This is a genomic window from Streptomyces sp. NPDC031265, from assembly GCF_055570295.1.
Window position 1 is genome coordinate 1 of the sequence record NZ_JBVIHM010000001.1, and the last position, 26346, is coordinate 26346.

18 protein-coding genes, 1 tRNA gene and 1 riboswitch are annotated in these 26346 nt (G+C 73.8%); of the genes, 8 read left to right on the forward strand and 11 right to left on the reverse strand.

Going from position 1 to position 26346, the window contains the following annotated elements; genetic code table 11:
- Window positions 1–505: 505 nt before the first annotated feature.
- Window positions 506–1081, reverse strand: coding sequence for a MarR family winged helix-turn-helix transcriptional regulator (locus ACZ499_RS00005; RefSeq protein ID WP_385545786.1), 576 nt, complete (start codon window positions 1079–1081; stop codon window positions 506–508).
- A 164-nt stretch (window positions 1082–1245) separates the two neighbouring features.
- Here ACZ499_RS00005 and ACZ499_RS00010 point away from each other — a divergent pair, with 164 nt between their 5' ends.
- Window positions 1246–2511, forward strand: coding sequence for an MFS transporter (locus ACZ499_RS00010; RefSeq protein ID WP_468672021.1), 1266 nt, complete (start codon window positions 1246–1248; stop codon window positions 2509–2511).
- 19 nt (window positions 2512–2530) lie between these two features.
- Here ACZ499_RS00010 and ACZ499_RS00015 read toward each other — a convergent pair whose 3' ends face one another.
- Entirely contained in the window at window positions 2531–4183 is a 1653-nt protein-coding gene (locus ACZ499_RS00015; protein WP_468670503.1) for an ATP-binding SpoIIE family protein phosphatase, read from the reverse strand.
- A 102-nt stretch (window positions 4184–4285) separates the two neighbouring features.
- The gene (locus ACZ499_RS00020; protein ID WP_468670505.1) at window positions 4286–5716 is read right to left on the reverse strand and encodes an NAD(P)/FAD-dependent oxidoreductase; all 1431 of its coding nucleotides are present in this window, start codon (window positions 5714–5716) and stop codon (window positions 4286–4288) included.
- Window positions 5717–6039: 323 nt separating this feature from the next.
- On the opposite strand from ACZ499_RS00020, the gene ACZ499_RS00025 reads away from it, so the two are divergent.
- Both ACZ499_RS00025 and ACZ499_RS00030 read left to right on the forward strand, forming a co-directional pair.
- Window positions 6040–6891: a TetR/AcrR family transcriptional regulator gene (locus ACZ499_RS00025; protein ID WP_468670507.1), complete on the forward strand. Its 852-nt coding sequence runs from the start codon at window positions 6040–6042 to the stop codon at window positions 6889–6891.
- 151 nt (window positions 6892–7042) lie between these two features.
- On the forward strand, window positions 7043–8995 hold the full coding sequence (locus ACZ499_RS00030) for a sigma-70 family RNA polymerase sigma factor (protein WP_468670510.1): 1953 nt from the start codon (window positions 7043–7045) through the stop codon (window positions 8993–8995).
- Here ACZ499_RS00030 and ACZ499_RS00035 read toward each other — a convergent pair.
- Together ACZ499_RS00035 and ACZ499_RS00040 are read right to left on the reverse strand one after the other, a co-directional pair.
- Complete coding sequence (locus ACZ499_RS00035) at window positions 8979–12164, reverse strand: BTAD domain-containing putative transcriptional regulator (protein ID WP_468670512.1); 3186 nt, start codon at window positions 12162–12164, stop codon at window positions 8979–8981. The two genes, ACZ499_RS00030 and ACZ499_RS00035, sit on opposite strands and share 17 nt — an antisense overlap.
- A 441-nt stretch (window positions 12165–12605) precedes the next feature.
- Window positions 12606–14717: an asparagine synthase-related protein gene (locus tag ACZ499_RS00040; protein WP_468670515.1), complete on the reverse strand. Its 2112-nt coding sequence runs from the start codon at window positions 14715–14717 to the stop codon at window positions 12606–12608.
- 723 nt (window positions 14718–15440) lie between these two features.
- Here ACZ499_RS00040 and ACZ499_RS00045 point away from each other — a divergent pair.
- From ACZ499_RS00045 to ACZ499_RS00060, 4 genes are all read left to right on the forward strand, one after another.
- Window positions 15441–16856 (forward strand): MFS transporter, encoded by a 1416-nt coding sequence (locus tag ACZ499_RS00045; RefSeq protein WP_385545805.1) that lies wholly within the window; start codon window positions 15441–15443, stop codon window positions 16854–16856.
- Between the two features lie 70 nt (window positions 16857–16926).
- Window positions 16927–18135, forward strand: coding sequence for an L-2-hydroxyglutarate oxidase (gene lhgO, locus ACZ499_RS00050; RefSeq protein WP_468670518.1), 1209 nt, complete (start codon window positions 16927–16929; stop codon window positions 18133–18135).
- A gap of 41 nt (window positions 18136–18176) precedes the next feature.
- Complete coding sequence (trmB, locus tag ACZ499_RS00055; RefSeq protein ID WP_468412484.1) at window positions 18177–18956, forward strand: tRNA (guanosine(46)-N7)-methyltransferase TrmB; 780 nt, start codon at window positions 18177–18179, stop codon at window positions 18954–18956.
- A 55-nt stretch (window positions 18957–19011) separates the two neighbouring features.
- Entirely contained in the window at window positions 19012–20418 is a 1407-nt protein-coding gene (locus ACZ499_RS00060; protein ID WP_468670521.1) for a PrsW family intramembrane metalloprotease, read from the forward strand.
- A 39-nt stretch (window positions 20419–20457) separates the two neighbouring features.
- Here the strand turns inward: ACZ499_RS00060 and ACZ499_RS00065 are convergent, their stop codons facing one another.
- The 5 genes from ACZ499_RS00065 to ACZ499_RS00085 all read right to left on the reverse strand — a co-directional run bounded on the left by ACZ499_RS00065 (window position 20458) and on the right by ACZ499_RS00085 (window position 25255).
- Entirely contained in the window at window positions 20458–21402 is a 945-nt protein-coding gene (locus ACZ499_RS00065) for an aldo/keto reductase (protein ID WP_468670522.1), read from the reverse strand.
- Between the two features lie 109 nt (window positions 21403–21511).
- Window positions 21512–22591, reverse strand: coding sequence for a M23 family metallopeptidase (locus ACZ499_RS00070; RefSeq protein WP_468412478.1), 1080 nt, complete (start codon window positions 22589–22591; stop codon window positions 21512–21514).
- Window positions 22592–22600: 9 nt separating this feature from the next.
- Window positions 22601–22749: riboswitch (cyclic di-AMP (ydaO/yuaA leader) on the reverse strand.
- A 155-nt stretch (window positions 22750–22904) separates the two neighbouring features.
- Window positions 22905–24053: a PP2C family protein-serine/threonine phosphatase gene (locus tag ACZ499_RS00075; RefSeq protein ID WP_468670525.1), complete on the reverse strand. Its 1149-nt coding sequence runs from the start codon at window positions 24051–24053 to the stop codon at window positions 22905–22907.
- Window positions 24054–24159: 106 nt separating this feature from the next.
- Window positions 24160–24453, reverse strand: coding sequence for a hypothetical protein (locus ACZ499_RS00080; RefSeq protein WP_468670527.1), 294 nt, complete (start codon window positions 24451–24453; stop codon window positions 24160–24162).
- A 31-nt stretch (window positions 24454–24484) separates the two neighbouring features.
- The gene (locus ACZ499_RS00085) at window positions 24485–25255 is read right to left on the reverse strand and encodes a MerR family transcriptional regulator (RefSeq protein WP_468670529.1); all 771 of its coding nucleotides are present in this window, start codon (window positions 25253–25255) and stop codon (window positions 24485–24487) included.
- A 55-nt stretch (window positions 25256–25310) separates the two neighbouring features.
- Between ACZ499_RS00085 and ACZ499_RS00090 the strand changes: the two genes are divergently transcribed.
- Complete coding sequence (locus tag ACZ499_RS00090; RefSeq protein ID WP_468670531.1) at window positions 25311–26117, forward strand: GNAT family N-acetyltransferase; 807 nt, start codon at window positions 25311–25313, stop codon at window positions 26115–26117.
- Between the two features lie 94 nt (window positions 26118–26211).
- On the opposite strand, the gene ACZ499_RS00095 is transcribed toward ACZ499_RS00090, so the two are convergent.
- Window positions 26212–26285 (reverse strand) — tRNA-Met (locus tag ACZ499_RS00095).
- Between the last annotated feature and the right edge of the window lie 61 nt (window positions 26286–26346).

A 26346-nucleotide genomic window follows, 5' to 3' on the forward strand; every position in this document is an offset into this window, starting at 1 on the left:
CTCAAGGTACGGACGCTTCCTTTGTTCCCGTTTCCGGGCCCTCCGGGCGCTTCCTTCGTTTCCGACTCTATCAGACTCTTTCGCGTCCGATTCCCAGTCAGCGGGATTCGCTTTCCAGGTTTTCGCTTTCGCGTTTCCCTTTCCGGCGGTTCCGACTCTATCAGATCCTTTCGGGCCTGCTTTCCGGTCTCCCGGGTCAAGTCGGTTTGTCTTCCCGGCCGTTGGGCCGTTCCGACGTCCCAAACTCTAGCGGATTTCCCGGGCGGCTCCTAATCGGGCCGACCGATCCATCCAACCCCCTTCGAATGGAATTCGGCATGCCGAAATTCATCCCGATCGGGAGGTCGTACTGAGATGGGGTTGCCGCAAATCTGCGGCGGATGGCTGCCGCAGAACCGTTCCGGCTCCGTGACAACTCGAAGAACCTTACGCACCTGGAAGAGGCATGTCAACCCCCGGCTGGACCCCCGGCCGAGCCCCCTTCGGATCCCCCGGCCGGACCTCCTCAGTCCAGGTCCGTGAGCCGTCCCCCGGCGTCCGGCTGGGCGTGCTCCACCCGTCGCAGCAGGCGGATCAGCATCTCGCCGAGGGCCCCGCGCTCGTCCGGGGTGAGGTCCTGGAGCAGGTCCTCCTCGAAGTCGGTGGCCATCTGCATGGCCTCCAGCCACTTCGTCCGGCCCTCGTCCGTCAGCTCGACGATGACCCGCACCCGGTTGTTCTCGTCCCGGTCGCGCGTGACCAGGCCTTCGCCCGCCATGCGGTCGATGCGGTGGGTCATGGCGGCGGGGGTGAGGCCGAGGCGCTTGGCCAGCTCGCCCGGGCCCAGGCGGTACGGCTTGCCCGCCAGGACGAGGGTCTTCAGGACCTCCCACTCGGCGTTGCTGATGCCGAGTGCGGCGACCTGACGTCCGTACGCCACGTTCATCCGGCGGTTCAGCCGGCCCAGGGCCGAAACGACCTTCTCGACCTGGGGGTCGAGGTCGCGGAACTCGCGCTGGTACGCCGCGATCTGCTCGTCGAGGGTCGGCTCCTCGGGGCCGGCTGGGCCGGTGGGCCCGCCGCGCTCGGTGGTCTCAGCCATGCGGCGAGTATCGCACGGGGCGCGTTGGCATCTAAGTCCTTGAGTGTGTATTGTTGAGGTTCTAACTTTAGTGTTGAAGTCTTCGCATCTGAGACCTTCAGGTTCGAGGACTTCCACTTCGAGACCTCAAGGTGGTGAGTGTGACCAAGGTGATGGGCGCGGCGATGCGCCGAATCCAGGCGGGGAACGCGCTGAGCGCGTTCGGACTCGGGTTCACCGTTCCGTATCTGTACATCTACGTGGCTTCGGTGCGAGGGCTCGGCTCCTTCTGGGCCGGGATCGTCCTCGGCGTCTTCGCCCTGGCCGCGCTCGTCGCGCTGCTCTTCACCGGCCGGGTCATCGACCGGCGCGGCCCCCTGCCCGTCCTGGTCGGCGCCGCCGTGACGGCCGCCGTGGGCGCGCTCTCGCTGGGCCTCGCGAACAACCTGGTGACCGTCCTCGGGTCCGCCGCGTTGCTCGGCGCGGGCACCGCCGTCATGCAGCCGGCGCTCGCCACCATGATCGTGTGGTCCTCGTCGCCGACCTCGCGTACCCGTGCCTTCGCCACGCAGTTCTTCCTGCAGAACCTCGGGCTCGGCATCGGCGGGCTCTTCGGCGGCCAGATCGTCGACGAGAGCCGTCCGTCGTCCTTCACCCTGCTCTTCGCCATCGAGGCCGGGATGTTCCTGGTCCTCGCCGCGATCGCGCTGTCCGTGAAACTGCCGCACAACGCGGTCATCGCGGACGCCCGCCCCAAGGGCGGCAAGGGCGGCAGCGGCTTCCGGGCCGTGCTCGGGCACCGCGCCATGCTCCAGCTCTGCGTCCTCGGCTTCGTGCTGTTCTTCGCCTGCTACGGGCAGTTCGAGTCGGGTCTCGCGGCGTACGGCACCGAGGCCGCCGGGATCGAGCCGTCGACCCTGGGCATCGCCCTGGCCGCCAACACCGCCGTCATCGTGGTCGCCCAGTTCCTGGTGCTGCGCTTCGTCGAGCGCCGCCGCCGCAGCCGCGTCATCGCGTCCGTGGGGCTCATCTGGACCGTGGCCTGGCTCTTCGCCGGGTACGCGGGGCTCGGCCACGGCAGCCAGACCATGGCGACCGCCGCGTTCATCTCGACGTACGGGCTCTTCGGGCTCGGTGAGGCGATGCTGTCGCCGACCGTGGCGCCGCTCGTCGCGGACCTGGCGCCCGAGGCGATGGTCGGCCAGTACAACTCGGCGTTCGCGCTGGTCAAGCAGATGGCGCTGGCGCTCGGCCCGTTCGTGGGCGGGCCCATGGGTGCCACGCTGCACGGCCCGTACATCGTGACGTTCATCCTGTTCTCGCTCGGCATCACCGTGCTCGCGCTGCGGCTCGGCAAGAAGCTGACGCCCGCGCAGGACCAGCCGATGCTCGCGGCCCCGTCGCGGGTGGTCGCCGTGCACAGGAACGAGCAGGTCGGCGCGGCGGCCTGAGCCGCCGGCCGTACGGCCCTCAGCCCGGCAGGGCGAACTCGCACCACACCGCTTTGCCGCCGCCCGGAGTGCGGCGCGAACCCCAGGACGAGGCGATCGTCGCGACGATCGAGATGCCTCGTCCTGACTCGTCCCCGGGCTCGGCGCGGCGGCGGCGCGGCAGGTGATCGTCGCCGTCCGTCACCTCGATGATCAGCCGGCGGTCGGTGCGGCGCAGCCGCAGCCGCATCGGCGGGGTGCCGTGCTGGAGGGAGTTGGCGACCAGCTCGCTCGCCGCCAGGACGCCCAGGTCTCGCAGCTCCACGGGGAAGCGCCAGGAGGCCAGCACCCCGGACGCGAAGGCACGCGCGCGTGGCGCGGCTTCCACGCCGCCGAGCAGGTCGAGCGCCGCGTTGTGGAACAGCTCGGCGTCCGGGCCCGTGCGGGCCGGGTGCTGGAGGACCAGGACCGCCACGTCGTCGTCGTGCTCGGCGGTCACCCCCAGCGAGCGGATCAGTCGGTCGCAGACGACCTGCGGGGTGCCGGCCGCGCCGGACAGCGCGCGCTCCAGGGCGGCGACGCCCTCGTCGATGTCCTCTTCCCTGCGCTCGACCAGACCGTCCGTATAGAGGACGGCGGTCGCGCCGGGCGGCAGGGCGATGGTGCCGGAGGTGTGCAGCCAGCCGCCGGTGCCCAGCGGGGGCCCGGTCGGGTCCGCCGCGCGGTGCACGCTGCCGTCCGCATGGCGTACGAGGAGGGGCAGATGGCCCGCCGAGGCGTACACCAGCAGGCCCTCGTTGGGGTCGTGGACCGCGTAGACACAGGTCGCGATCTGGCTGGCGTCGATCTCGGCGGCCAGGCCGTCAAGGAGCTGGAGCACCTCGTGCGGGGGCAGGTCCAGGCGTGCGTACGCCCGCACCGCCGTGCGGAGCTGGCCCATCACGGCGGCCGCGCGGACCCCGCGCCCCATCACGTCCCCGATCACCAGCGCGGTGCGCCCGGCGCCCAGGGTGATCACGTCGTACCAGTCGCCGCCGACCGCCGCGTCCGTGCCGCCCGGCTGGTACGTGACAGCGACCCGCAGGTCGTCGGGCTGCTCCAGCTCCTGCGGGAGCAGGGAGCGCTGGAGCGTCACGGCGGTCTCGCGGTGGCGGCGCTCGCTGGCGCGCAGCCGCTCGGCGGCCTCGGCGTGGTCGGTGACGTCGGCGGCGAAGACGAGCACCCCGCCGCCCGCCGCCCCGCGCGCGGGGATCTCGACGGGAGTGCAGGTGACCGTGTACGACCCGCCGCCCTGGGCCTTGCGGGACTTGACCGTACGGGGCTTGCCGCTGCGCAGCACCTGGTCCATCAGCGGCAGCAGGCCCAGCTCGTCCAGCTCGGGCAGGGCCTTGGCGGCGGGGGCGCCCACGGGGCGGGGGCCGAACGTCGTCGCGTACGCGTCGTTCACGTACGCCACTCGGTGCTCCGGGCCGTACACCAGGGCGGCGAGGGCGGGGAGCTGGCCTAGGAGCTGACGCACCGACAGCTCCTCCAGGGCGGGCGCCGCCGGGCCGTCCGCCCCGTCGTCGTCCGGCCAGGTGTCGGGCCCCGGCCCGTACTCACCGCGCGCGGCGGGCACGGAGCCCCGGTCGGTCCGTGCGGCGGCGCGCCGCTGCGTACAGGGGAGCCGGGCGCTCCAACGCGTGAAGTTCACGGATCTCTTGGCCTCGTGTGTCGCTGGCTGCTGGGTCACTCTGTGCAGGTGTGGGCCCACCTATGGTCACACGTCCAGTGTGGCGGACCGCACTGACAACCGTCAGTTCTCCTTGCCGCCGGGCCGCTTGGGCCCAGGTTCGGGGCCCGGCTTGGCGGGGCCGCCGCCCGCCGCGAGCGCGAATTCGGCGCGCGGGTGCTCCAGCGAGCCGAGCGAGACGATCTCCCGCTTGAACAGGCCGGCGAGCGTCCACTCGGCGAGCACGCGCGCCTTGCGGTTGAAGGTGGGGACGCGGCTCAGATGGTAGGCGCGGTGCATGAACCAGGCAGGGTAGCCCTTGAGCTTGCGGCCGTAGACATGGGCGACGCCCTTGTGAAGGCCGAGCGAGGCGACCGAACCCACGTACTTGTGCGCGTACTCGCGCAGGGGCTGTCCGTTGACGGACGCGGCGACGTTCTCGGCGAGCGCCCTGGCCTGGCGCACCGCGTGCTGCGCGTTGGGCGCGCACTCCTTGTCCTTCTCGTCCGAGGTGACGTCCGGTACGGCGGCCGCGTCCCCGGCCGCCCAGGCGTGCTCGACGCCCTCCACCTGGAGCTGCGCGGTGCACTTGAGCCGGCCGCGCTCGTTGAGCGGCAGACCGGTGGCGGCGAGGACGGGCGCGGGCTTGACCCCGGCGGTCCACACGACCGTACGGGTGGGGAAGCGGGAGCCGTCACTCAGTACGGCGACCCGGTTCTCGCAGGAGTCGAGGCGCGTCTCAAGACGTACGTCGATGTTGCGGCCGCGCAGCTCGCGGATGGCGTACCGGCCCATCTCCTCGCCGACCTCGGGCAGGATCCGGTCGCTGGCCTCCACGAGGATCCACTTCAGGTCCTCGGGCTTGATGTTGTGGTAGTACCGCGCGGTGTAGCGGGCCATGTCCTCCAGCTCGGCGAGCGCCTCCACGCCCGCGTAGCCGCCGCCCACGAAGACGAAGGTGAGGGCGGCATCGCGGACGGCGGGGTCGCGGGTGGAGGAGGCGATGTCCATCTGCTCGATGACGTGGTTGCGCAGTCCGATGGCCTCTTCGACGGTCTTGAAGCCGATGGCGTAGTCGGCCAGGCCCGGGACCGGGAGGGTGCGGGAGACCGAGCCGGGCGCGAGGACCAGTTCGTCGTACTCGATCTCGACCGGTCCGGTGCCCTCCTCCTCGGTGGCGAGGGTGGTGACGGTCGCGGTCCGCGCGGCGTGATCGATGCGCTGCGCCTCGCCGATGACGATGTGACAGCGGTCCAGGACGCGGCGCAGCGGTACGACGACGTGGCGCGGCGAGATGGATCCGGCGGCCGCCTCCGGCAGGAACGGCTGATACGTCATATACGGGTCCGGGGCGACCACGGTGATCCGCACCCGGCCGTCGCGCAACTGCGCCTTGAGCTCGCGCTGCAGACGCAGCGCCGTGTACATCCCGACGTAGCCGCCGCCGACCACGAGAATGTGCGTGCCGGGCGGTGGTTCGGGGCTCGACCCCCGATTGATCGCAGCCTTCACCATCCCATGAGGCATCGGCCTCCGGCGTTTGTCCACAGGCCCGGCAAATTGTATGACTGACGGATGTGGCTGGAACAGGTGCTGTGTTTTCTCGCCAGTCGAGGAGAATACGCAGGTCAGGGCGGGGAGATAGGGGTCGCGCGGGGGTTCGAATCGGGAAGGTTCCGGTCCTTGCTCCGATCGGGGGGCACACCGTGCGGAACAACCCCCTTCTGAATTGACTCCGGCTCAACTATGTTCGTACCTCGTCGGGGTGTCGGGTCCGGCCACCCGACTGTCAGGGCGGGGAGTCTCCGGGGGGAGACGTCATTACCGGGGGAACGGTTATGCATATTCAGGACTCTCATTGGCAGTCCGCTGTCGTCGCATCGGCGGACGGCACTGGTCGTGTGGGCGCGGTCGGCGGTGGTGGGAGCGCTTCCGCCTCCCGCTCCGCGCCGCTGCGGGTGGACGCTCAGCGCAATCTGGAGCACGTGCTGCGTGCCGCGCGCGAGGTCTTCGGCGAGCTGGGGTACGGCGCGCCGATGGAAGACGTGGCGCGCCGTGCCCGCGTCGGCGTGGGCACGGTGTACCGGCGCTTCCCGAGCAAGGACGTGCTGGTGCGGCGGATAGCCGAGGAGGAGACCGCGCGTCTCACCGACCAGGCACGGACCGCGCTGGGCCAGGAGGAGGAGCCGTGGTCGGCGCTCTCCCGGTTCCTGCGGACGTCCGTGGCGTCGGGTGCCGGGCGGCTGCTGCCGCCGCAGGTGCTGCGGGTCGGGGTGGACGCGGACGCGGAGGAGTCGACGGTGGTCGGCGGGGCCGGCACCGTGCCCGTGCCCGTGCTGGAGCCGGTCGAGTCGCTGGACTCGCCGGGCTCCATCGCACCTGAGGCACGGGTGCCGCAGCAGCGGCAGGCCGGACTGCCCGGCGTGCCCGGCCTGCGGGTCGTCGAGCCGCGTCCGGCGTCGGCGGACGAGCTGGACGACCCCGGGGCGGCGGAACTGCTCGCGGTCGTCGGGCAGCTGGTCGACCGGGCTCGGGAGGCGGGGGAGCTGCGGGGCGATGTGACCGTGGCCGACGTACTGCTCGTGATAGCCACGGCGGCGCCGTCGCTGCCGGATCCGCATCAGCAGGCTGCGGCTTCTTCCCGGCTGCTGGACATTTTGCTGGAGGGGCTGCGGTCGCGGCCTGCGTGACGGGCTGTACGGGGCGGGGGCTGCGGGCCTTTGCCGGGCGCCCACCGCCCCTGGTCCACTGTGGTTGGGGGGAGGGGGCTCCTCGGGTGTGGGGCTCTGTGGGACGCTTGGCGCGTGGTTGGGTCTGAGCGTGCTGACGGGGGCTTCCGCGGTGAACGTTGACGGGCGGGACGAGCTCGGCGGCGCCAGCGGCACCGAGCCGGACGGTCTGCCCTCGCGGCAGGTTGCGAGCCAGGGCGGCCCCGGTGGCCGTACGGACGGCGATGGCGAGCCCGGCGGGACCGTGCTGTCCGGGCCGTGGGACCCCGCCCAGGAGTCCGACGCCCCGCCCACACCCGGTGTTCCGCAGCAGCGTGGGCGGACCACCGCCGACGCCGAGCTGATCCAGCGGATGCGGGCGGGCGACGACACCGCGTACGAGGAGCTGTTCCGGCGCCACTCGGACGCGGTCCACCGGTACGCCCGCAGCTGCTGCCGGGACGCGCACACGGCCGACGACCTCACGGCCGAGGTGTTCGCCCGTACGCTCCAGGCGGTGCGCGGCGGCGCGGGGCCGGAGCAGGCCGTGCGTGCCTATCTGATGACCACCGTGCGCCGTGTCGCCGCCTCCTGGACGAAGACCGCGAAGCGTGAGCAACTGGTCGAGGACTTCGCCCTCTTCGCCGACCAGGCCGCCCGTACCTCGGACGGCCGGGACGACGACACGGTCGACCTCGGCGCGGACGTACGGGCGATGCACGAGGCCGAGCAGTCGCTGGCCATGCAGGCGTTCCGGTCGCTGCCGGAGCGGTGGCAGGCGGTGCTCTGGCACACCACCGTCGAGGAGGAGTCGCCCAGCGAGATCGCCCCGCTGTTCGGAGTCAGCGCCAACGCCACGGCGGTCCTGGCCAGCCGGGCCCGGGAGGGCCTCAAGCAGGCGTACTTGCAGGCGCACGTCTCCACCTCGCTCACCGAGGGCGGCGACTGCGCCCGTTACGCGGACCGGCTCGGGGCGTACGCGCGCGGCGGGCTGCGGGTGCGCGCCGAGCGGGGCCTGAGCAAGCACTTGGAGGAGTGCGCCAAGTGCCGGGTCGCGGTCGTCGAGCTCAAGGACGTCAACGCCGGGATCCCCGCGCTGCTGCCGGTCGCGATGGTCGGCTGGTTCGCCGCCGGGTACTCGCTCAAGGCCGCCGGGATCGTGGCGGGAGGCGCCGCCGGTGCGGCGGGCGCCGGTGCCGCCGCAACGGCAACGGGCGGGAGTTCGTCCGGGGGCGCGGCCGGCGGGGCCGCCGCATCCGAGGGGCTCGGCGCGCCCGCCAAGGCGGGTATCGCGGCGGCGGTCGCCGTCACGGTGGCCGCGGGCGTCGTCTTCGCACTCAGCGGCAACGACACCAAGCCGGCCGCCAAGCCTCGGGCCAAGCCGTCGGCCGTGGTGCCGGTGGTCCCGCAGAAGCCGCCGCCCTCCCCCGCGCCGGAGCCCCCGGCGCCGCCCGCGCCCGTACCGCCGCCGAAGAAGCCCGCGCCGAAGCCGCCCAAGCCCGCGCCGCCGAAGCCCAGACCGAAGCCGAAGCCGACGCCGACGCCGACGCCTCCGCCGCCGAAGCCGACGCCGAAGCCGACGCCTCCGCCGCCGAAGCCGACGCCGAAGCCGACGCCGAAGCCGACGCCGCCTCCTCCGGCGCCCCCGCCGGCGGCGGTGTACCAGATCAACCGGCTCCAGTACGGGGCGTTCGGCGACCACACCAAGCCCGAGGTGCGGCTCGGCGCGTCCAGCTGGCTCTGGCAGCGCTGGGGCATGGAGATCGACGGCAAGCCGTACAGCCACGGCGTGACCGTGCACGCCCGCTCCTCGGTGACTATCGATCTCAACCGACAGTGCTCCAGCTACGACGCGTTCGCCGGGGTGGACGACCTGACCATGGGGCTGGGCGCGGTGCGGTTCTCGGTGTACGGCGACCACACCCTGCTGTGGCGCTCGCCCGTGATGCACGGCGGGGATCCGGCGGTGCCGGTCCACGCGGACCTGACGGGACACCGGACGATCCGGCTTATGGTCGACCCGCACACGCCGTTCGGGTCGGTGGCGCTGGCGGACTGGGCGAAGTCGGTCATCGCCTGTCGTTGACGGCTGCCTCCAGCAGCCCCGCGACCTCCGACGTCGTGAGCCCGGACCCCGCCGCGTGCTGCTCCCCGCAGACGTGAGGGCCCAGCTCGTCGAGGAGTCGGGCGCGCAGGGTTTCCAGGGCAGCGCGGTCCGGGGCCCACAGGGGGATCCCCGCGCGCCAGGTCTCTGCGGCTGCCAGCACCCGTACCGTCAGGACGAGTTCTCCCAGGTCGGGCAGTAGCTGGGCGGCGCCCTCCGCGAAGTGGGCGAGGAGGATTTCGGCGCAGCCCGCGGCGTCGGCGGTGCGCAGTGCCGAGGCCAGGCCGCGTACGCCGACTGCCGGGCCGGACTCGATGGCCGCGACCCGGGCATCGAGGCCCTCCAGGATCGCGGTGAAGTGTGGCGGCGGGGTGCTGCGGGCGCTCGCCGCCTGGGCCGCGACGCACTCGGCGCGCGCGGTGACGGCATCACCGGCGTCCAGGGCCATGCAGGCGCGCTGATAGTGGATGTACGAGGCGCTGTCGCGGACGCTGTAGCGGACGGCCTCCGCCTCGGCCTCGTCGAGGATCTCGACGGCTCCGTCCAAGTCGCCCGCGCGATAGGTGAGTTCGGCGATGCGGGCCAGCAGGAACGGCGCCTCGGCGTGGGCGCCGACCTCGCGGGCGAGGCCGAGAGCCTCCTCGTACTCCGGCCGTGCCCGCGCGGGCAGCCCGCGCATCATCGCCGCCTCCCCGGCGGCGCTGGCCACCTGGGCCCGCATCCAGCGGTCGCCGACGCGGCGGCTCAGCTCTCGCAGCTCCGCGAGGTCGCGGTCGACGTCCCACACCCCGCCGGGCATGTCGATGACCATGTGCGTACGGAACATGAGGCTGACGCCGATCTCCCATTCACCGCCGTACGCACGGCAGTTGGCGACCACAACGTCCATGGACTCGCGCGCCTGCCCGGGGCCCTGGGCGAGGAACACGGCGAACGGCCAGAGCAGCCCGGGGAACCGGGCCGCCTCCGGGCCGCCCCGCCCGAACGCCTCGCGCAGCCGCGCCATCTCCGCCAGCGCCTCGGGCGTGCGCAGCCGCTCGGCAGGGCCACCGGACTCCTCGATCAGGAAGATCCGCAGCAGGGCGAGCCGCATGAGCGGCCAGTAGTCGGGCGCGTCGGGATCGCCGGGGCAGGCGTCCGCGCCTTCGCCGCTCCCCTCCCGGCCGAGGACGCGGTCGACCCACCCGACCCCCTCACTGCGGTAGTTGCGCAGCCACCAGAACCAGCCCATGGCGAGGGCGAGGTCACGGGCCTCGACGGGGTCGGGATCGGTGGCGGTGGCGCGGTGCAGCGCGGCCCGGATGTTGTCGAGCTCGCGCTCGACGCGCCGGATCCAGGACAGCTGCCGGTGCGAGCGGAGCAACGGGTCGGCTTCCTGGGCCAGTTCGCGGTAGTACGCGGTGTGGGCGCGGGCGGCGTCGTCGAGCAGGCTCGGGGTCTCGGCCGCGCGCTCGGTGGCGTACTCGTGGATGGTCTCCAGCATCCGGTAGCGCATCCCGCCGGTGTCCGGGTCGGGGGCGGCCACGACCAGGGACTTGTCGACCAGGGCCGCCAGATCGTCGGTCGAGCCGCAGACGGCCTGGGCGGCGGCCAGGTCCCAGCCGCCGGCGAAGACGGAGGCGCGGCGCAGCACCGCGCGCTCGCGCTCGTCGAGCAGGTCCCAGGACCAGTCGACGACCGCGCGCAGGGTCTGCTGGCGGGGCAGTACGGTCCGGCTGCCGCTGGTCAGGAGGCGGAACCGGTCGTCGAGCCGGTCCGCGATCTGGCGCGGCGCGAGCAGCCGCAGCCGGGCGGCGGCCAGTTCGATCGCCAGCGGCAGCCCGTCGAGCCGCCGGCAGATCTCGGCGATGGCCTCGGGGTCGTCGGCCGGGTCGAAGTCGGGCCGTACGGTACGGGCGCGCTCGGCGAAGAGCCGGTGCGCGGGGTCGGGCGGCAGCGGCTCGACCGGCCGGACCCGCTCGCCGGGCACGCCGAGGGGTTCTCGGCTGGTGGCGAGGATCCGCAGCGCCGGACAGCGCGTGAGCAGCGTCTCCGCGAGCCGGGCGGCGGCGTCCACGACGTGCTCGCAGTTGTCGAGGACGAGGAGGGTACGGGGGGCGGCGGCGAAGTGGTCGACGAGCCGGGCGACGGGGTCGTCCGGGTGCGGCTGCCCGTCCCGCCCGAGCAGGGTGGTCTCGCGCAGCCCGAGCGCGGAGACGACGGCGCCGGGGACGGCGTCCGGGTGGTCGAGCGGGGCGAGCTCCGCGAGCCAGGCGGGGGTGTACGCGGCGGACTCCTCGGCGAGCCGGGTCTTGCCGGAGCCGCCGGGCCCGGTGAGGGTGACGAGCCGGTGAGCGGCCAAGTCGGCTCTGATCGCGGCGAGTTCGGGCTGGCGCCCGACGAAGGAAGTCAGGCGGGGCCGCAGATTGCCGAGGACTTCGGGGGTGGGGTTGAGCAGCTCCTGGTGCAGCGCGGCCAGTTCCGGGCCGGGGTCGGCGCCGAGGGCGTCGGCGAGGGTGCGGCGGGCGGTCTCGTACGCCAGGAGCGCGTCGGCCGTACGCCCCTCGGCCCGCAGGGCGCGGATCAGCTGGGCGTGGAGGGGTTCGTCGTACGGGTGGCTCTCGATCAGCGCGGTGAGCTCGGCGGGGAGGTGGGCGGTGGCGCCGCGGTGCAGGTCCGCCTCGATGCGGGCGCGCAGGGCGGCGAGGCGCTGGGCGTCGGGGCCCGCCGCTGCCGCCGCCCGGTCCGGGAGGTCGGCGAGGGCGGGGCCGCGCCACAGGGCGAGGGCGGTGCGGAGCGTTTCGGCGGCGGTGTCGGGGTCGCCGCCTTCGAGCTGGCGCGTGCCGGCCGCCAGCTGCTGCCCGAACGCGAAGAGGTCGATGTCGTGCGGGGCGTCGACGGCGAGCCGGTAGCCACCGGGTTCGGAGGCGACGGCATCGCGGCCGAGCGTTCTGCGGAGGCGGCCGACGAGTGCCTGGAGGGCGGCGGGAGCGTCGTGCGGGGGGTCGTCGGGCCAGATGGCGTCGATGAGGGTGGGGAGCGGGACCGGGGTGCGGCGGTCGGCTCGGGCGGCGAGGGCGGTGAGCAGGGCGCGCAGCCTCGGCCCTCCGAGGGGAGCCGGCCGGCCGTGCTCGTCTTGCGCCTCTGTGACGCCCAGGATTCGGTACCGCACGGGGTCATTGTGTCTTGGGGGCGCGGTGGTTGCGGCGGGGTTTTTTCCCCACCCCGCCCGTTCCCTTAACCCTCCGGGGGTGGGTGGAGGGCTGAGGCTCGTTTCCCGGGGGCTGCGCCCCCGGACCCCGTTGCGGGGGCTCCGCCCCCGATACCCCCGCTGGGGCTGCGCCCCCGCCCCCGCTTCGGGGCTCCGCCCCGGACCCGGCAAGAGGGTGGGTGGGGGTGGAGGTGGGTTTCCCGGGGGCTGCGGCCCCGGGCCCCGTTCGTCTGCGGGTCGTCTGTGGCTGGTCGCGCAGTTCCCCGCGCCCCTGGAGGGGCACCCCGTGCCTCACCTGCCGGAGGAGCTGGAGCTGCCTAAGGGGCGCGGGGAACTGCGCGACCAGCCCCCACCGGACCCGCAGACAAACAGGGGCCCGCAGCCGAACATGGGGTCTGCGGGCTACGCCCGCAGCGGTGGCCGCGCAGGCGTTACCCCTCCCGCCACGGCCCGCTGCTTCGGCGCCGCCGCCCCCGTCCAGCACGTGCCCCGCCGGGACAGCAGACGCCGCAGCCACAGCTCCGTGGAGATCAGGTCGGCGAGGCCGTCGAGCGGGAGGCGTTCGCCCGAGGCCGCCGCGCGGAGCGCGCGGCGGACCGTGCGGGCCTCGATCAGGCCCGCGTCCGCCAGCAGCGGCGCCTCGAAGAGCGCGATCAGCGGGTCGATCGAGCGGCGCAGGCCGGCCCGTACCGCCGCCGACGACGAAGCGTGCGACGTCGCGCCCCAGCCGGCGGGCAGGTCGCGCACCCCCGAACCCGCCAGCACCGTCCGCAGGATCGCCGCCCGGGCGCCCGGCTGCACCCGTAGCGCCTCGGGCAGGGCGCGGCACGCCCGTACCACCTGGTTGTCCAGGAACGGCGCGTGCAGCCGCTGGCCGCGGATCTCGGCGGCTTGTTCAAGGACGCGGTGGTCGGCGGCGTAACGGGCGAGCGCGGCCCGCGCCCGTGCCTCGCCGGGTCGCAGCACCGTCGCCGGGCGGGTCGCCGACGCCATCAGCCGGATCGATACTTCAGCCAGCGCCTCCCCGGTGAGCCAGCGCGCCGCCGGCCCGGGCCGCGTCCAGGCCAGGGACGCGAGCGAGGCGTCCAGCGGGCTCTCCGCATCCGTGTCGGCGCCGTCCGCGTCGCGGCGCAGGTGTTCCGCCGCCGTCTCGATGCCCGTCCGGTACGGCGTGCGCGCCAGCTTCCGCGCCGCCCGGTACACCGTGAGCGGGACGAACAGGGAATGCGCCGAGGGGCCGCCCGCCTTGGCGAGCGCTGCCGCCGGGCGGAGGAGGTGGCGGCGTTGACGGTCCATCAGGAGGTCGGCCAGGCGTGCCGGGTGGGCGTCCAGGACCTGGCGCGCCCCGCTTCCCGTGAAGTGGTCCGCGCTGCCCGCGGCGAGTCGGCGGCGGTGGCGCTCGGCCGTCACCAGCGAGGGGCCCGGCTCATCCGTGAGCGGGCCCTCCAGCTCCGCGTACGGCAGGGCGTCCTCGTCGCCGGCCACCACCACGTGGTGCAGCCGCGGGCTGGCCGCGATCGCCCCGGCCCGCTCCAGCTCGGCCTCGCCCCTGCGGCCGGGCACGGCAAGGTCGTTGAAGGTGACCGCGAGGAGCCGTTCGCCCGCGCCGGTGCCGTGGCCGAGCACCGTGCCGGGGTTGCCGGGCAGCCCGGCGGCGAGCAGGGCGAGGGTGGCCGAGGCCGGGCCGCCGGAGAGGTCGGCGCCGATGCCGGGCGCCGGGCCCCCGCGTGCGGCGCGCCGCTCGGCGGGGCCCATACCGGGGACCGGACCGGGGTCCGGCGGCAGCGTCTCGGGGGCGTGGCGCGGCGCGGTGAGCCTGGCCCGTACGGCCGCGACCAGGGCCTCCCGTACGCCGTTCACCGCGCTCTCCTCGTCGACCTGGGCCGCGGCGACGGCGAGCGAGGCGACCGGCTCGTACCCGGTGATCTCCCGCGAGCCCTCCCGCAGCACCAGCGCGTGGCCGGGCGGGATGCGCCGCACTCCCGCGTAGGGGGTGGAGTCGCCGAGCGCCTCGGGTACGTCCGGGCAGGCCAGCAGCGCCGCCAAGTGGCCGATGTCCAGCTGGGCTTCGATGAGGTCGGCGAGCGGCAGGGCGGCCGTGGCGTACGCGGTCCCGGTCGCCCACGGCGTGTAGAAGACGGGGCGTGCGCCGGCCAGGTCACCGACGACAGTGACCCTGCGGCCGACCTGGGCAACCGCCGTATAGCTGCCCGGCCAGGCGGACAGATGCCGCAGTGCGCCCCCGCGTGCCGCGAACAGCCCTACCCGCAGCTGCTCGTCACTGGCGGCGCAGCAGCCCAGGACCGCGAGCCGGGTGTCCGCCCCCACGCTGACCACGCGGATCTCGTCGGGCCGCCAGTCGCCGACCGCCCAGAGCGGGTCCGGGTCGCCCCACAGCAGCTGGGAGCCGACGGGGTGGACGGTGCGCCCCTCCTCGGGCGCGCCCACGGCGCCGGCCGTCCCCACGGCACCGAACCTCGCGGCGACACTGCTCCAGCCCACCAGCCACCGCATCGCCGCCTCCACAGCCTGTGGACAACCCGTCGCACGCGCCGACAGAACCGGGACCGGCCGTACGCGGACGTACGGCGGGGTGTGTCCGGCGGTTCTGAGGTCGCTCGGGACCATGCTGCCATGACAATGGCGTACGAGAGGGGCCTCGGGGTAGCGCGCGCAAAAAGTGAACGCGCCCCCGCAGATGGCCGATTGACAGCTCTCAAGGAGAGCGGAAGCGACATTTCCGAGTGGTGCGGGACCGTCGCTTTTCGGCCAACTTCACCCCGGGCGCGCGTGGCGGGCGCCTCGAAGCGGGCATGAAACCGGCAGTGAAGCCGGCGGAGAAGACCCACAGTCCGGGAGGCGCTGTCCGCCTCCCGGACCGGTCCGCCGCCCGCGGGGATTGAGGCGACGGTGTCCCCCAGCCCACTGGATCCAGTTCAGCGGGCCGACCCACGCACCTGCCATGGAAGCGCTCCCGGCTCCCCGCGGGCCAGAGCGCACGCACCGCGCACGGCCACACACCCGGAGCACACGGACAGCGCCCGAACTCGTCCGTACGGAAAACAATCTCGCCATCCGGAACACCGCCCCTTAACGGTCGGGATGCGGCGAACTACGCTGGGTGTACTGCTGTTCTCCGCGGGCGGCATATTCCTGGGGGCTCGGCCACACGATTGTGCGGCCGGACGGACCCGGGGCGCCGCCCCGGAGGACGCCGTCTGTGTCGAGGGGTGGCGCATGTCCAGGGAGCAACGCGGGCCGAACGAGAAGCTCGGCACCGTTCTCGCCCTCGCGGGAATCAGCAATGCCGGACTCGCACGACGGGTCAACGACCTCGGAGCTCAGCGCGGCCTGACCCTTCGCTACGACAAGACGTCCGTGGCCCGCTGGGTCTCCAAGGGCATGGTGCCCCAGGGCGCCGCGCCCCATCTGATCGCGGCGGCCATCGGCGCCAAGCTGGGCCGCCCGGTGCCGCTGCACGAGATCGGGCTGGCCGACGCCGACCCGGCGCCCGAGGTGGGTCTGGCGTTCCCGCGCGACGTGGGCGAGGCGGTCCGCTCCGCGACCGAGCTCTACCGGCTCGATCTGGCCGGACGGCGGGCGGGCGGCGGCATCTGGCAGTCGCTGGCCGGATCCTTCGCGGTCACCGCGTACGCGACCCCCGCATCCCGCTGGCTCATAACCCCCGCCGACTCGTCGGTCGCACGCGACCACGACGGGGCGGCCGGGACACCGCTGAAGGTCGGCCACAGCGATGTGGCCAAACTGCGCGAGGCGGCGGAGGACGCGCGCCGCTGGGACTCCAAGTACGGGGGCGGGGACTGGCGTTCGTCGATGGTTCCCGAGTGCTTACGGGTGGACGCGGCACCGCTGCTGCTCGGCTCGTACACCGACGAGGTCGGCCGGGGCCTGTTCGGCGCGACCGCCGAACTGACCAGACTGGCCGGCTGGATGGCCTTCGACACCGGCCAGCAGGAGGCCGCCCAGCGCTACTACATCCAGGCGCTGCGCCTGGCGCGCGCGGCGGCCGACGTGCCGCTGGGCGGCTATGTACTGGCCTCGATGTCGCTCCAGGCCACCTACCGGGGCTTCGCCGACGAGGGCGTGGACCTGGCGCAGGCCGCCGTCGAACGCAACCGGGGCCTGGCGACCGCCCGCACCATGAGCTTCTTCCGGCTCGTCGAGGCACGCGCGCACGCGAAGGCGGGTGACGCACTCGCGGCCGGTGCCGCGCTCAAGGCCGCCGAGGCGTGGCTGGAGCGCTCCAGGGACGGCGACTCGGACCCGTCCTGGCTGGGCTTCTACTCGTACGACCGCTTCGCGGCGGACGCGGCCGAGTGCTACCGGGACCTGAAGGCCCCGCGCCAGGTGCGCCGCTTCACCGAGCAGGCGCTGTCCCGGCCCACCGAGGAGTTCGTGCGCTCCCACGGCCTGCGGCTGGTGGTGTCGGCGGTGGCCGAGCTGGAGTCGGGCAACCTGGACGCGGCGTGCGCGGCGGGCACGCGCGCGGTGGAGGTCGCCGGGCGGATCTCGTCGGCGCGCACCACCGAGTACGTACGGGACCTGCTGCACCGCCTGGAGCCGTACGGGGACGAGCCGCGCGTCGTGGAGCTGCGGGAACGGGCGCGGCCGCTCCTGGTCGCCCCGGCGTAGATCACTTCCCCCACGGGTTTACGGGCATTGTCAGTGGGCCAGTGCACTATCTGGGGTGGGAGGTGTGGTGGTGACCGCGTACGACTGTGACGTGCTGGTGATCGGCGGCGGGATCGTCGGTCTGTCGACGGCGTATGCCCTGACGCAGGCCTCGCCCGGCACCCGTGTGACGGTCCTGGAGAAGGAGGACGGCCCGGCCCGCCACCAGACCGGGCGCAACAGCGGGGTGATCCACAGCGGGATCTACTACCGCCCGGGCTCCCTGAAGGCGCGGTACGCGGTGCGGGGCGCGGCCGAGATGGTGGCGTTCTGCGCCGAGCAGGGCATCCCGCACGAGGTGACCGGCAAGCTGATCGTGGCGACCGAGCGCGAGGAGCTGCCGAGGCTGCACGCGCTGGTCCAGCGGGGCCGGGAGAACGGGATACCGGTCCGCGAGCTGGGCCCCGCGCAGATCGCGGAGTACGAGCCGGAGGTCCGGGGCCTGGCGGCGATCCACGTCGGCACGACCGGGGTGTGCGACTTCCCGGCGGTGGCGGCACGCCTGGCCGAGCTGTCGGGCGCGGAGATCCGGTACGGGACGGAGGCGGTCCGGATATCGCGCCGCCCCGGCACGGGCGTGGCGGTGCGCACCTCGCCCGGGGCGGTGCTGCGGGCGCGGGCGCTGGTGAACTGCGCGGGGCTGCACTGCGACCGGGTGGCACGGCTGGCCGGGGACGAGCCGGGGGTGCGGATCGTGCCGTTCCGGGGCGAGTACTACGAGCTGGCGCGGCCGGGGCTCGTCAAGGGCCTGGTGTACCCGGTCCCGGACCCGGCGTTCCCCTTCCTCGGGGTGCATCTGACCCGTGGGGTGAACGGCGGCGTCCACGTCGGTCCGAACGCGGTGCCGGCGGCGGCCCGCGAGGGCTACGACTGGCGCACGGTCCGCCCGGCCGAGCTGGCCTCGACCCTGACCTGGCCCGGCTCCTGGCGGATGGCGGGCCGCCACTGGCGGTACGGAGCGGGCGAGATCCACCGCTCCCTGTCCCGCCGCGCCTTCACGGCCGCGGTCCGCCGCCTGCTCCCCGGGGTCGAGGAGTCCGACCTCCACCCGACCTCGTCGGGCGTCCGCGCCCAGGCGGTCCTGCGCGACGGCACCCTGGTCGACGACTTCCTCATCCGCGAGGCCCCCCGCACGATCCACGTCCTGAACGCCCCGTCCCCGGCGGCGACGGCGTCCCTGCCGATCGGCCGCGAGGTGGCCCGGCGGGCACTGGAGGTGCTGGGGGCGGCGCGGGTGTGAGCGGGCGGGCCCGGGGGCCGGGCACGTAGAATCCGGTAATTGTGTCTGAGCAGCCCGCCGCCTCCGCCCGTCGCCCCAAGGGCGAGCCCCGGTTTCCCGGGGGTCCCGTCGCCGATCCCGCCGGATCGCACCACGAGCGGCGGATCCGCAGTTTCCAGCCGCGCCGCAGCCGGGTGACCACCGGCCAGGGCGAGTATCTGGAGCGGCTGTGGCCCCTGTGGGGGCTCGATATCGACGGGCGCGGCAAGCTCGACCTGAAGGAGATGTTCGACGGGCTGCCCGTCGTCCTGGAGATCGGCTTCGGGATGGGCGAGGCGACCGCCGAGATGGCCGCCGCCGACCCCGGCACCGGCATCCTCGCCGTCGACGTGCACACCCCCGGCCAGGGCAACCTCCTCGGCCTCGCCGAGCGCGGCGGCCTCACCAACGTCCGCGTCGGCAACGGCGACGCGGTCATCCTGCTGCGCGAGATGCTGGAGCCGGATTCGCTGGACGGGCTGCGCGTCTACTTCCCGGACCCCTGGCCCAAGAAGCGCCACCACAAGCGCCGCATCATCCAGCCCGACTTCCTCACGCTGGCCGCACCCCGGCTCAAGCCCGGCGCCGTACTGCACTGCGCCACCGACTGGGAGCCGTACGCCGAGCAGATGCTGGAGGTGCTCGACGCGCACCCCGCGTTCGAGAACACCCAGCCGGACGGCGGCTACGCGCCGAGGCCCGCGTTCCGGCCACTCACGCGCTTCGAGGGACAGGGCCTCGACAAGGGCCATGTGGTGCACGACCTGCTCTTCACCCGCGTGGCCGAGCTGCCGTCCGCCTGACGGCCGACCCCACGCACCGTCGCGGATTGTCCGTACCCCTCGTTAGGGTCGTCTGGTGTCGTCCGAGTCGCTTCCGCAACGCCAGCCGCCGGGCCCGCTCCAGCCCGTCCCGGAGCGCGGCGCCGAGCCGCGGTTCGACGCCGTGCCGGAGCGCGCCAAGTGGCGCTACCGGCCGCGGCGCGACTTCTGGCGCTCCAAGGCCGTCCGGGCCGGCGCGCTGATCACCCTGCTCGCCCTGTGCGGTCTGGTCATCCTCGCGATCGTGCGGGAGCAGACCGGCACCGAGGGGTTCCTGGTGGGGCTCGCGCTGGCCGTGCTGCCCGTGCCGCTGCTCGGCACCGCGTTCCGCTGGCTCGACCGGGTGGATCCGGGCCCGTGGCGCAACCTGCTGTTCGCCTTCGCCTGGGGCGCGTGCGCCGCCGCGCTGGTGGCGATCATCGCCAACTCGTTCGCGACCAAGTGGATAGCCACCGCGACCGCCGACCCGTCCTCCGCCGACCACCTCGGTGCGACCGTCATCGCGCCCATCGTCGAGGAGAGCGCCAAGGCGGCGGCCGTGCTGCTGCTCTTCCTGTTCCGAAGAAGGGACTTCAAGGGGATAGTCGACGGCGTCGTCGTCGCGGGCTTCACCGCGACCGGCTTCGCCTTCACCGAGAACATCCTCTATCTGGGCAACGCCTTCGGCGAGGACCAGGTCAGCCACACCGCGGGCCTCTCCTCGACGACCGCGGCGACGTTCTTCGTACGGATCGTGATGTCGCCGTTCGCGCACCCGCTGTTCACGGTGTGCACCGGCATCGGCTTCGGGGCGGCGGCGCTCGCGGCGCCGGGCCGCCGCTGGCGGCGCATCGGCCTGCCGCTGCTAGGCCTGCTGTCCGCGATGGGGATGCACGCGCTGTGGAACGGCTCGTCGTCGTTCGGGACGTACGGCTTCTACCTCGTCTACGCCGCGTTCATGGTCCCCGTCTTCGGCCTGCTCACCTGGCTGGCGGTCTGGAGCCGCCAGCGGGAGCTGCGCACGGTCGCGGCCGAGCTGCCCGCGTACGCGGCGGCGGGCTGGCTGGGCGCCGCCGAACCGCTCGCGCTCTCCTCGATGCGGGCCCGCTCGATGGCCCGGGACTTCGCGCACCGCACCTACGGGGGCAGGCGGGCGGCGCGGACGGTCGCAGAGTACGAGGCGTTCGCGACGGCCCTCGCGTTCCTGCGCCGCCGGGCCCGCCGCGCCCAGGCCGGCCCGGACTTCACGGCCCGCGAGCAGGAGCTGCTGCACCACCTGTGGGAGCGCAGGGAGGTGGCCGGGCCCGCGCTGCACTACGCGGCGGGCGCGGCGGGCCGCATCTGGATCCCGGCCCAGCCGTACCCGTACGGACACCAGGCGCCGTACGGACAGCAGACTCCTTACGGACAGCAGACTCCTTACGGGTACAACCAGTCCTCCCCGTACAACCCCTATCTGCGCTGAAAGCGCTGGAAGCGCTGGAAGCCCCGGGCTCGCCGGGAGCTACGCCGAGGCGGTCTTGAGCTCGCTCAGCTCCGCGTCCGTGAGCTCCAGGTCCGCGACCGCGAGGAGCGCGGGCAGCTGCTCGACCGTACGGGCCGAGGCGATCGGGGCGACCACGGTCGGCTGGGCGGCGAGCCAGGCGAGCGCGACGCTCGCGGGCTCGGCGCCGTGCGCCTGCGCGACGCGGTCGAGCGCGGCCAGCACCTTCGCGCCCCGGTCGGTCTCCAGGTGCTTGGCGGCGCTCCCGGCCCGCGCGCTCTGCACGTTGTGGCCCGGGCGGTACTTGCCGGTGAGGAACCCGGCGGCGAGCGAGAAGTAGGGGACCGCGGCCAGGCCCGAGCGGGCGGCGGTGTCCTGGAGGCGGCCCTCGTAGGTGCCGCGCGAGACCAGGTTGTAGTGCGGCTGGAGGGCGACGTACTTGGCCAGGCCCTCGCGGTCGGAGAAGTCCAGCGAGTCCCGGAGCCGCTCCGGGGAGATGTTGGAGGCGGCGACGGCGCGCACCTTGCCGTCCTGAACCAGCTGGTCGAGGGCGGTGACGATCTCCTCGACCGGGACGGACTCGTCGTCGAAGTGCGTGTAGTACAGGTCGATGTAGTCGGTGCCCAGCCGGCGCAGCGAGGCCTCGGCGGCTGCCTTGATGGTGGGGGCCGCGAGCCCCTTGAACCCGGGGTGCGCGCCCACCTTCGTGGCGACGACGACGTCCGCGCGGTTGCCGCGCGCCGCCAGCCACTTGCCGATGATCTTCTCGGACTCGCCGCCCTCGTTGCCGGGGATCCAGGACGAGTACGTGTCGGCCGTGTCCACGAAGTTGCCGCCCGCCTCGGTGTACGCGTCGAGCACCGCGAACGACGCGGCCTCGTCGGCGGTCCAGCCGAAGACGTTGCCGCCGAGGGCGAGCGGGAAGACGGAGAGGTCGGAGGCGCCCAGGGGGCGCAGAGAGGTCATAGAGGGTGAACGGGCGGGCGGTGCGCGGCTATTCCGCGCCCCCACCTGCGCCCCCTTCTGGGCATCCGCCCACGCCTCCGCCCACGCCTCCGCCCACGGCGAGCACGCCCTACGGGTTGAGGCCCTTCGACTGCAGCCACGCCATCGGGTCGATGCCCGTGCCGCCCGGGGTGTGCACCTCCAGGTGCAGATGCGGGCCCGTCACGTTGCCGGTGGCGCCGACGCGGCCGATCGTCTCGCCGGTCGTCACCTTCTGGCCCGCGCTGACCGCGATCGAGGACTGGTGGCAGTACCAGAGCTCCGAGCCGTCCTCCAGCTCGATGACCGTGCGGTAGCCGTACGAGCCGGACCAGCCCGCCGACTTGACCGTGCCGCCGTGTATCGCCTTGAGCGGGGTGCCGGTGGGAGCGGCGAAGTCGAGGCCGGTGTGGTGGCCGGAGGACCACATCGAGCCGGCCTCGCCGAACGTCGAGGTGATCGTGTACGAGGCGACCGGGAGCGAGAAGCTCTTGGCGAGCTCGGCCAGGCGCTCCTCCTCCGCCTTCTTCGCGGCGGCCTCCTCGGCGGCCTTCTTCGCGGCCGCCGCCTTCTGCGCCGCGGCGCTCTGGGCGGCCTTCGCCTCGGCCGCCGCCTGCTGGGACGCGGCCTTCTCGGCGACCGCCTTCGCCTCGGCCTCGGCGTCGTTCTGCTGCTGCTCGGCCTGCTGGAGGATACGGGCGCGCAGGGCCTCGCCGGCGCCGGTGGCGCCCTGCTCGGCGTCGGCCCGGGAGACGCCCGCCATGGTGAGGGGGGCGCTCGCGACGGCTCTGTCGGCCTGGGCGGCCGGGGAGGCGTCGGGCTTCTCGTCGCCCGCGATGTCGGAGATCAGCGTGCCCACGCCCGGCAGGGACTTGACGTCGGGGAGGTTGTCCGCGACCGAGTCGGGCAGGGATATGGAGACCGGCGGCTTGCTCTGCGCGCTGGCCATGCCGCCCGCGCCGACGGCCGCGATGACGCCTACGCCGAGGACGGTGGAGCTGCGGGCGAGCCCGCCGCGCTGCTTGGCGACGCGGTGCCGGCCGCGCACGGAGGCGACCGATTCCTCGGTGGGGTTCCACTCCTCCCACACCTCGGTGTCACCGGGCGCGGTCCCGTACAGGGAGACAGGGGGAACCGGCTGGGTGCCGAGGGCAGGCTCGTTGGACGCCACGGGGGCGCTCCTTTCCTTCCTTCTCGCCTACCGGGTTAGCTGACGGGTTCGGAGCAGGAAGGTCTCCTACGGGCACCTCTTCGAAGGTACAAAGGTGCCCGATTCACCCCAAGTTGGTGGTTCCCCGGTTCCCTTTCGGGATTCGGCGCGTGCGCACGGTGCCGCCTCTGCGACGGCTGGGACGACCGCGCTGCGTTATCGAACGTTAATAGACAGGGGGACCGGATTCCAAGCAGTTCCCCCTGATCGTCGGGGACAACAGTTGACGGTGTGTCAGTTGTTATGCACAGGGGGGTTGTTCGGCTACACAACGTCACGGCACCACGGGCATCGTCCGCCGCCGCTCCGGCTGCCGCACCCCCGGCCGCCCCACCGCGAGCAGCGCCATGTCGTCGTTCGCGCCCCCGCCCGTATGTCTGCGCACATCGTCGATCAGCGCGTCCAGGACCCCGTCGGGCCCCGGGAAGATGCGGCCGCGCAGCCGCTCGTGCGGGTCGTAGAAGACCCCCGGCGGCTCCACCGAGCGAGCCTCGGAGAGGCCGTCGGTGTAGAAGAGCAGCGTCGCCCCGGCCGGGAAGGGGTACGCGTCCGCCCGGTCCGGCCACACCCCCAGGTCCGCCATCCCCAGCGGCAGCGCGGGGTCGGACGGGGTGAGCGCGTCCAGGGCCCCGTCGGCGTGGAGCAGCAGCGGCTCGGGGTGGCCCCGGTTCACCAGCCGCACGGCCCCGGCGCCGCGCGGGATCTCGGCGAGCACGGCCGTGGTGAACCCCTCGACGGCGTCCAGGCCGTCGCGCCGGGTGCCCTCCCGGGTCAGCGCGCGCTCCAGGCGCCCGGCCACGGCCTCCAGGGTCGACTCCTGCTCGGCCGCCTCCCGGAACGCCCCGATGACCACGGCCACCGCCTCCACCGCCTCCAGGCCCTTGCCCCGCACGTCCCCGACGACCAGGCGCACCCCGTACGGCGTGTCCTGGACGGCGAAGAGGTCCCCGCCGATGAAGGCGCCGGCCTGGGCCGCCTCGTACCGCGCGGCCACCTGGAGGCCCCCGATGCGCTCGGCGGGCGTCGGCAGCACGGCGCGCTGGGCGGTCTCCGCGATGACCCGGGCCGAGGCGAGGCGTTCGCCGCTGCGGCGCAGCATGCGGTTGGTGAAGAGGGCGAGAACGCCGACGGTGGTGACGGTGAACAGCTCGCTGACCGCCTCGCCCGTGCTGGGGACGTCGTGCAGATACTCCGTGAGCAGCACCGCCCCGACCGCCGAGGCGCCCGCGACGGCGGTGCCGGCCGGCCCGAAGAACGGGGCCGCGATCAGCGGCGCGGCCGCGAAGAGGGCGGCGGCGGTCAGATCGGGCGGCGTCGCCGCGTCGAGAACGACCCCGGCGACCAGGAGCAGCGCGGGCAGGACGCGCACCAGGCCGAGGCGCCGGGAGCCCTCCCGGCCGCCGCCGTCCGATCGCTGCCGCACCTGTGGTCTCCTGCCCGTCCGCAGGGCCGCCGACGTTCCGCGCCCCACCCAGGGTGCCCGGCTCCGCCGCACGCGGCGAGCCCACCTCGGCCAACCGGGTGCGGCCTCAGTGCCGGTCGGCGCCCGTGGCGATCAGCCGGGCCCGGCATCGGCGGGGCCCGGCCCGGCCCCGTACACAGGTCCCCCGGGCGTGCCGCCGGGCCGCCGGGTCGCCGTGCACGGAGGGGACGCCGCCCTTCGTGTACGGGGGCGCGGTCACCCAGGGCGCGGGGGGCGACAGGGGCAGCGACAGGGGCAGCGACAGACACATCAGCAGCGCGCACAGGCCGATGAACAGCGGCACGGCCGGCACCTTCCGCCGCGTCGCCGCTCGCAGCAGTCCCGCCACATGCTCGCGCATAGCACACGCGAGACTACTGTACGTATACCCCTCAGTCGGTGAGGTGCCGTCCGGCATACACCTTCAGGGCGTCCCGGACGAGGACGGCGGTGCCCTCGCCGTGCCGGTCGTAGTGGGCGCCGAAGCGCGGGTCGTCGACGTACATCTGCCCGAGGCCGATGACGTAAGCCCTGGTCACCGGCATCGTCGTGGACAGCCAGGCGACATGGCGGCGGGCGATGTCCTGCGCCGCCCCGCCGTCGGCTGCGAGCCCTTCCGCGTGCGCCCGGCCCCAGTCGCGGGCGATGTCCTCGTGCTGTTCGAGGAACGCCGTGCGCTGCTCCTCGGTGAGCGAGCGCCATGAGCGGTCGCCCTCGGCGTACGCCTCGCGGCCCCAGCGCCGGGTCACCTCCTCCTCGTACCGCGTGTGATCGAAGCCGTCGAGCACTTCCTCGGCCATCAGTTCCTCTCCCCTCTCGGTCTTGCGCAGCGTGGTGGCCACCGACGCGATCTGCCGTCCGATCCGCGCCCGCTCCTGCTCAAGCAGCCCCAGATGCGTACGCAGGGCGGCGGCGGTGTCGCGCTCGCCCTCCAGCACCTCGGCGATGACCGGCAGCGAGAGCCCGAGCCCGCGCAGCAGCAGGATCCGCTGCAGCCTGACCAGGGCGTCCTGGTCGTAGTAGCGGTAGCCGTTGGCTCCGACGCGGCTGGGCTCCAGCAGGCCGAGCTCGCCGTAGTGCCGCAGCGTGCGGCTGGTCGTCCCGGCCCTGCGGGCGATCTCCTGGATCGACCACTCCTTGGCGGACCACTCCGTGCCCTTCATGTCCTTCACGCTAGAACTTGACGTTGCGTAAAGGTCAAGCGCAGGCTCGTGGCCCATGCACGAACTTCGCTCGCCCGCCGCCCTGCCCTGCGACCCGCCGCTGCTGTGGGCCGCCCAGGGCCTGACCGGGGCCTCCCGCGCCCGCGCCTGGGCGAGCGGGGACGGCCGCGCCTTCGCCGTCGCCGTCCCCGATCTGTCCCGCCACGACCGGCTGGCCGTCTCGGGGCCCGTCGGATCGCTGGCCCCGCTGGTGGCCGGGGTGCTCGCCGAGACCGGCCCGGGCTACCGCCCGCTCGGCGACGAGGCGACCGTCCACGCGCTGGTGGAGGCGCTGCCGGGCCTGCGTCCGGTGGCAGCCTTCGGCTGGATGAGCCGTACGCGCCCCCTGTCGTCCGCCGAGGCAGGCGCGGCGGACGAGGGCAAGGCGCGGTGGCTGGCGGACGACGACGCGGCGGAGATCACCGCGCTGCTCGCCGAGGCCTTCCCCGGCTCGTACGCGGTGCCGGGCGCGCCGGGCGTCGAGCGGTGGGCGGGCACCCGGGACGACGCGGGCCGCCTCACCGCCGTCGCCGCGCTCGCCTGGCCGTCCCCCGAGGTCGGGCTGCTCGCGGGCGTCGCCGTGCACCCGTCGGCACGGGGCCGGGGCCTGGCCCGTACGGTCGTCGCCAAGGTGCTCGCCGAGGCGCTGGCCGTGCACGGGACGGCGGCCCTGATGGTGGAGGGCGCCAACCGCGCGGCGATACGCCTGTACGAGGGCCTGGGCCTGGAATACCGCCGGTTCCTGGCGGCGGAGCTGGCGCCGGAGGGACAGCCGGGCGGGCGCACGGGGTGGGCGTCGGCCCTGGGAGAGCCGAAGCCATAGGGCGGGGCCCGGGGATGCCGAAGCCCTCGGGCCGGGAGCCCGGGGAATGCCGAAGGCCCGGCACATTCTCATGTGCCGGGCCCAAGGACTTCAGTAGCGGGGACAGGATTTGAACCTGCGACCTCTGGGTTATGAGCCCAGCGAGCTACCGAGCTGCTCCACCCCGCGTCGGTAAACACAACTGTACGGCATGCGGGGCGGTGCTCCGTACCGGTTGACGCGGGACCGC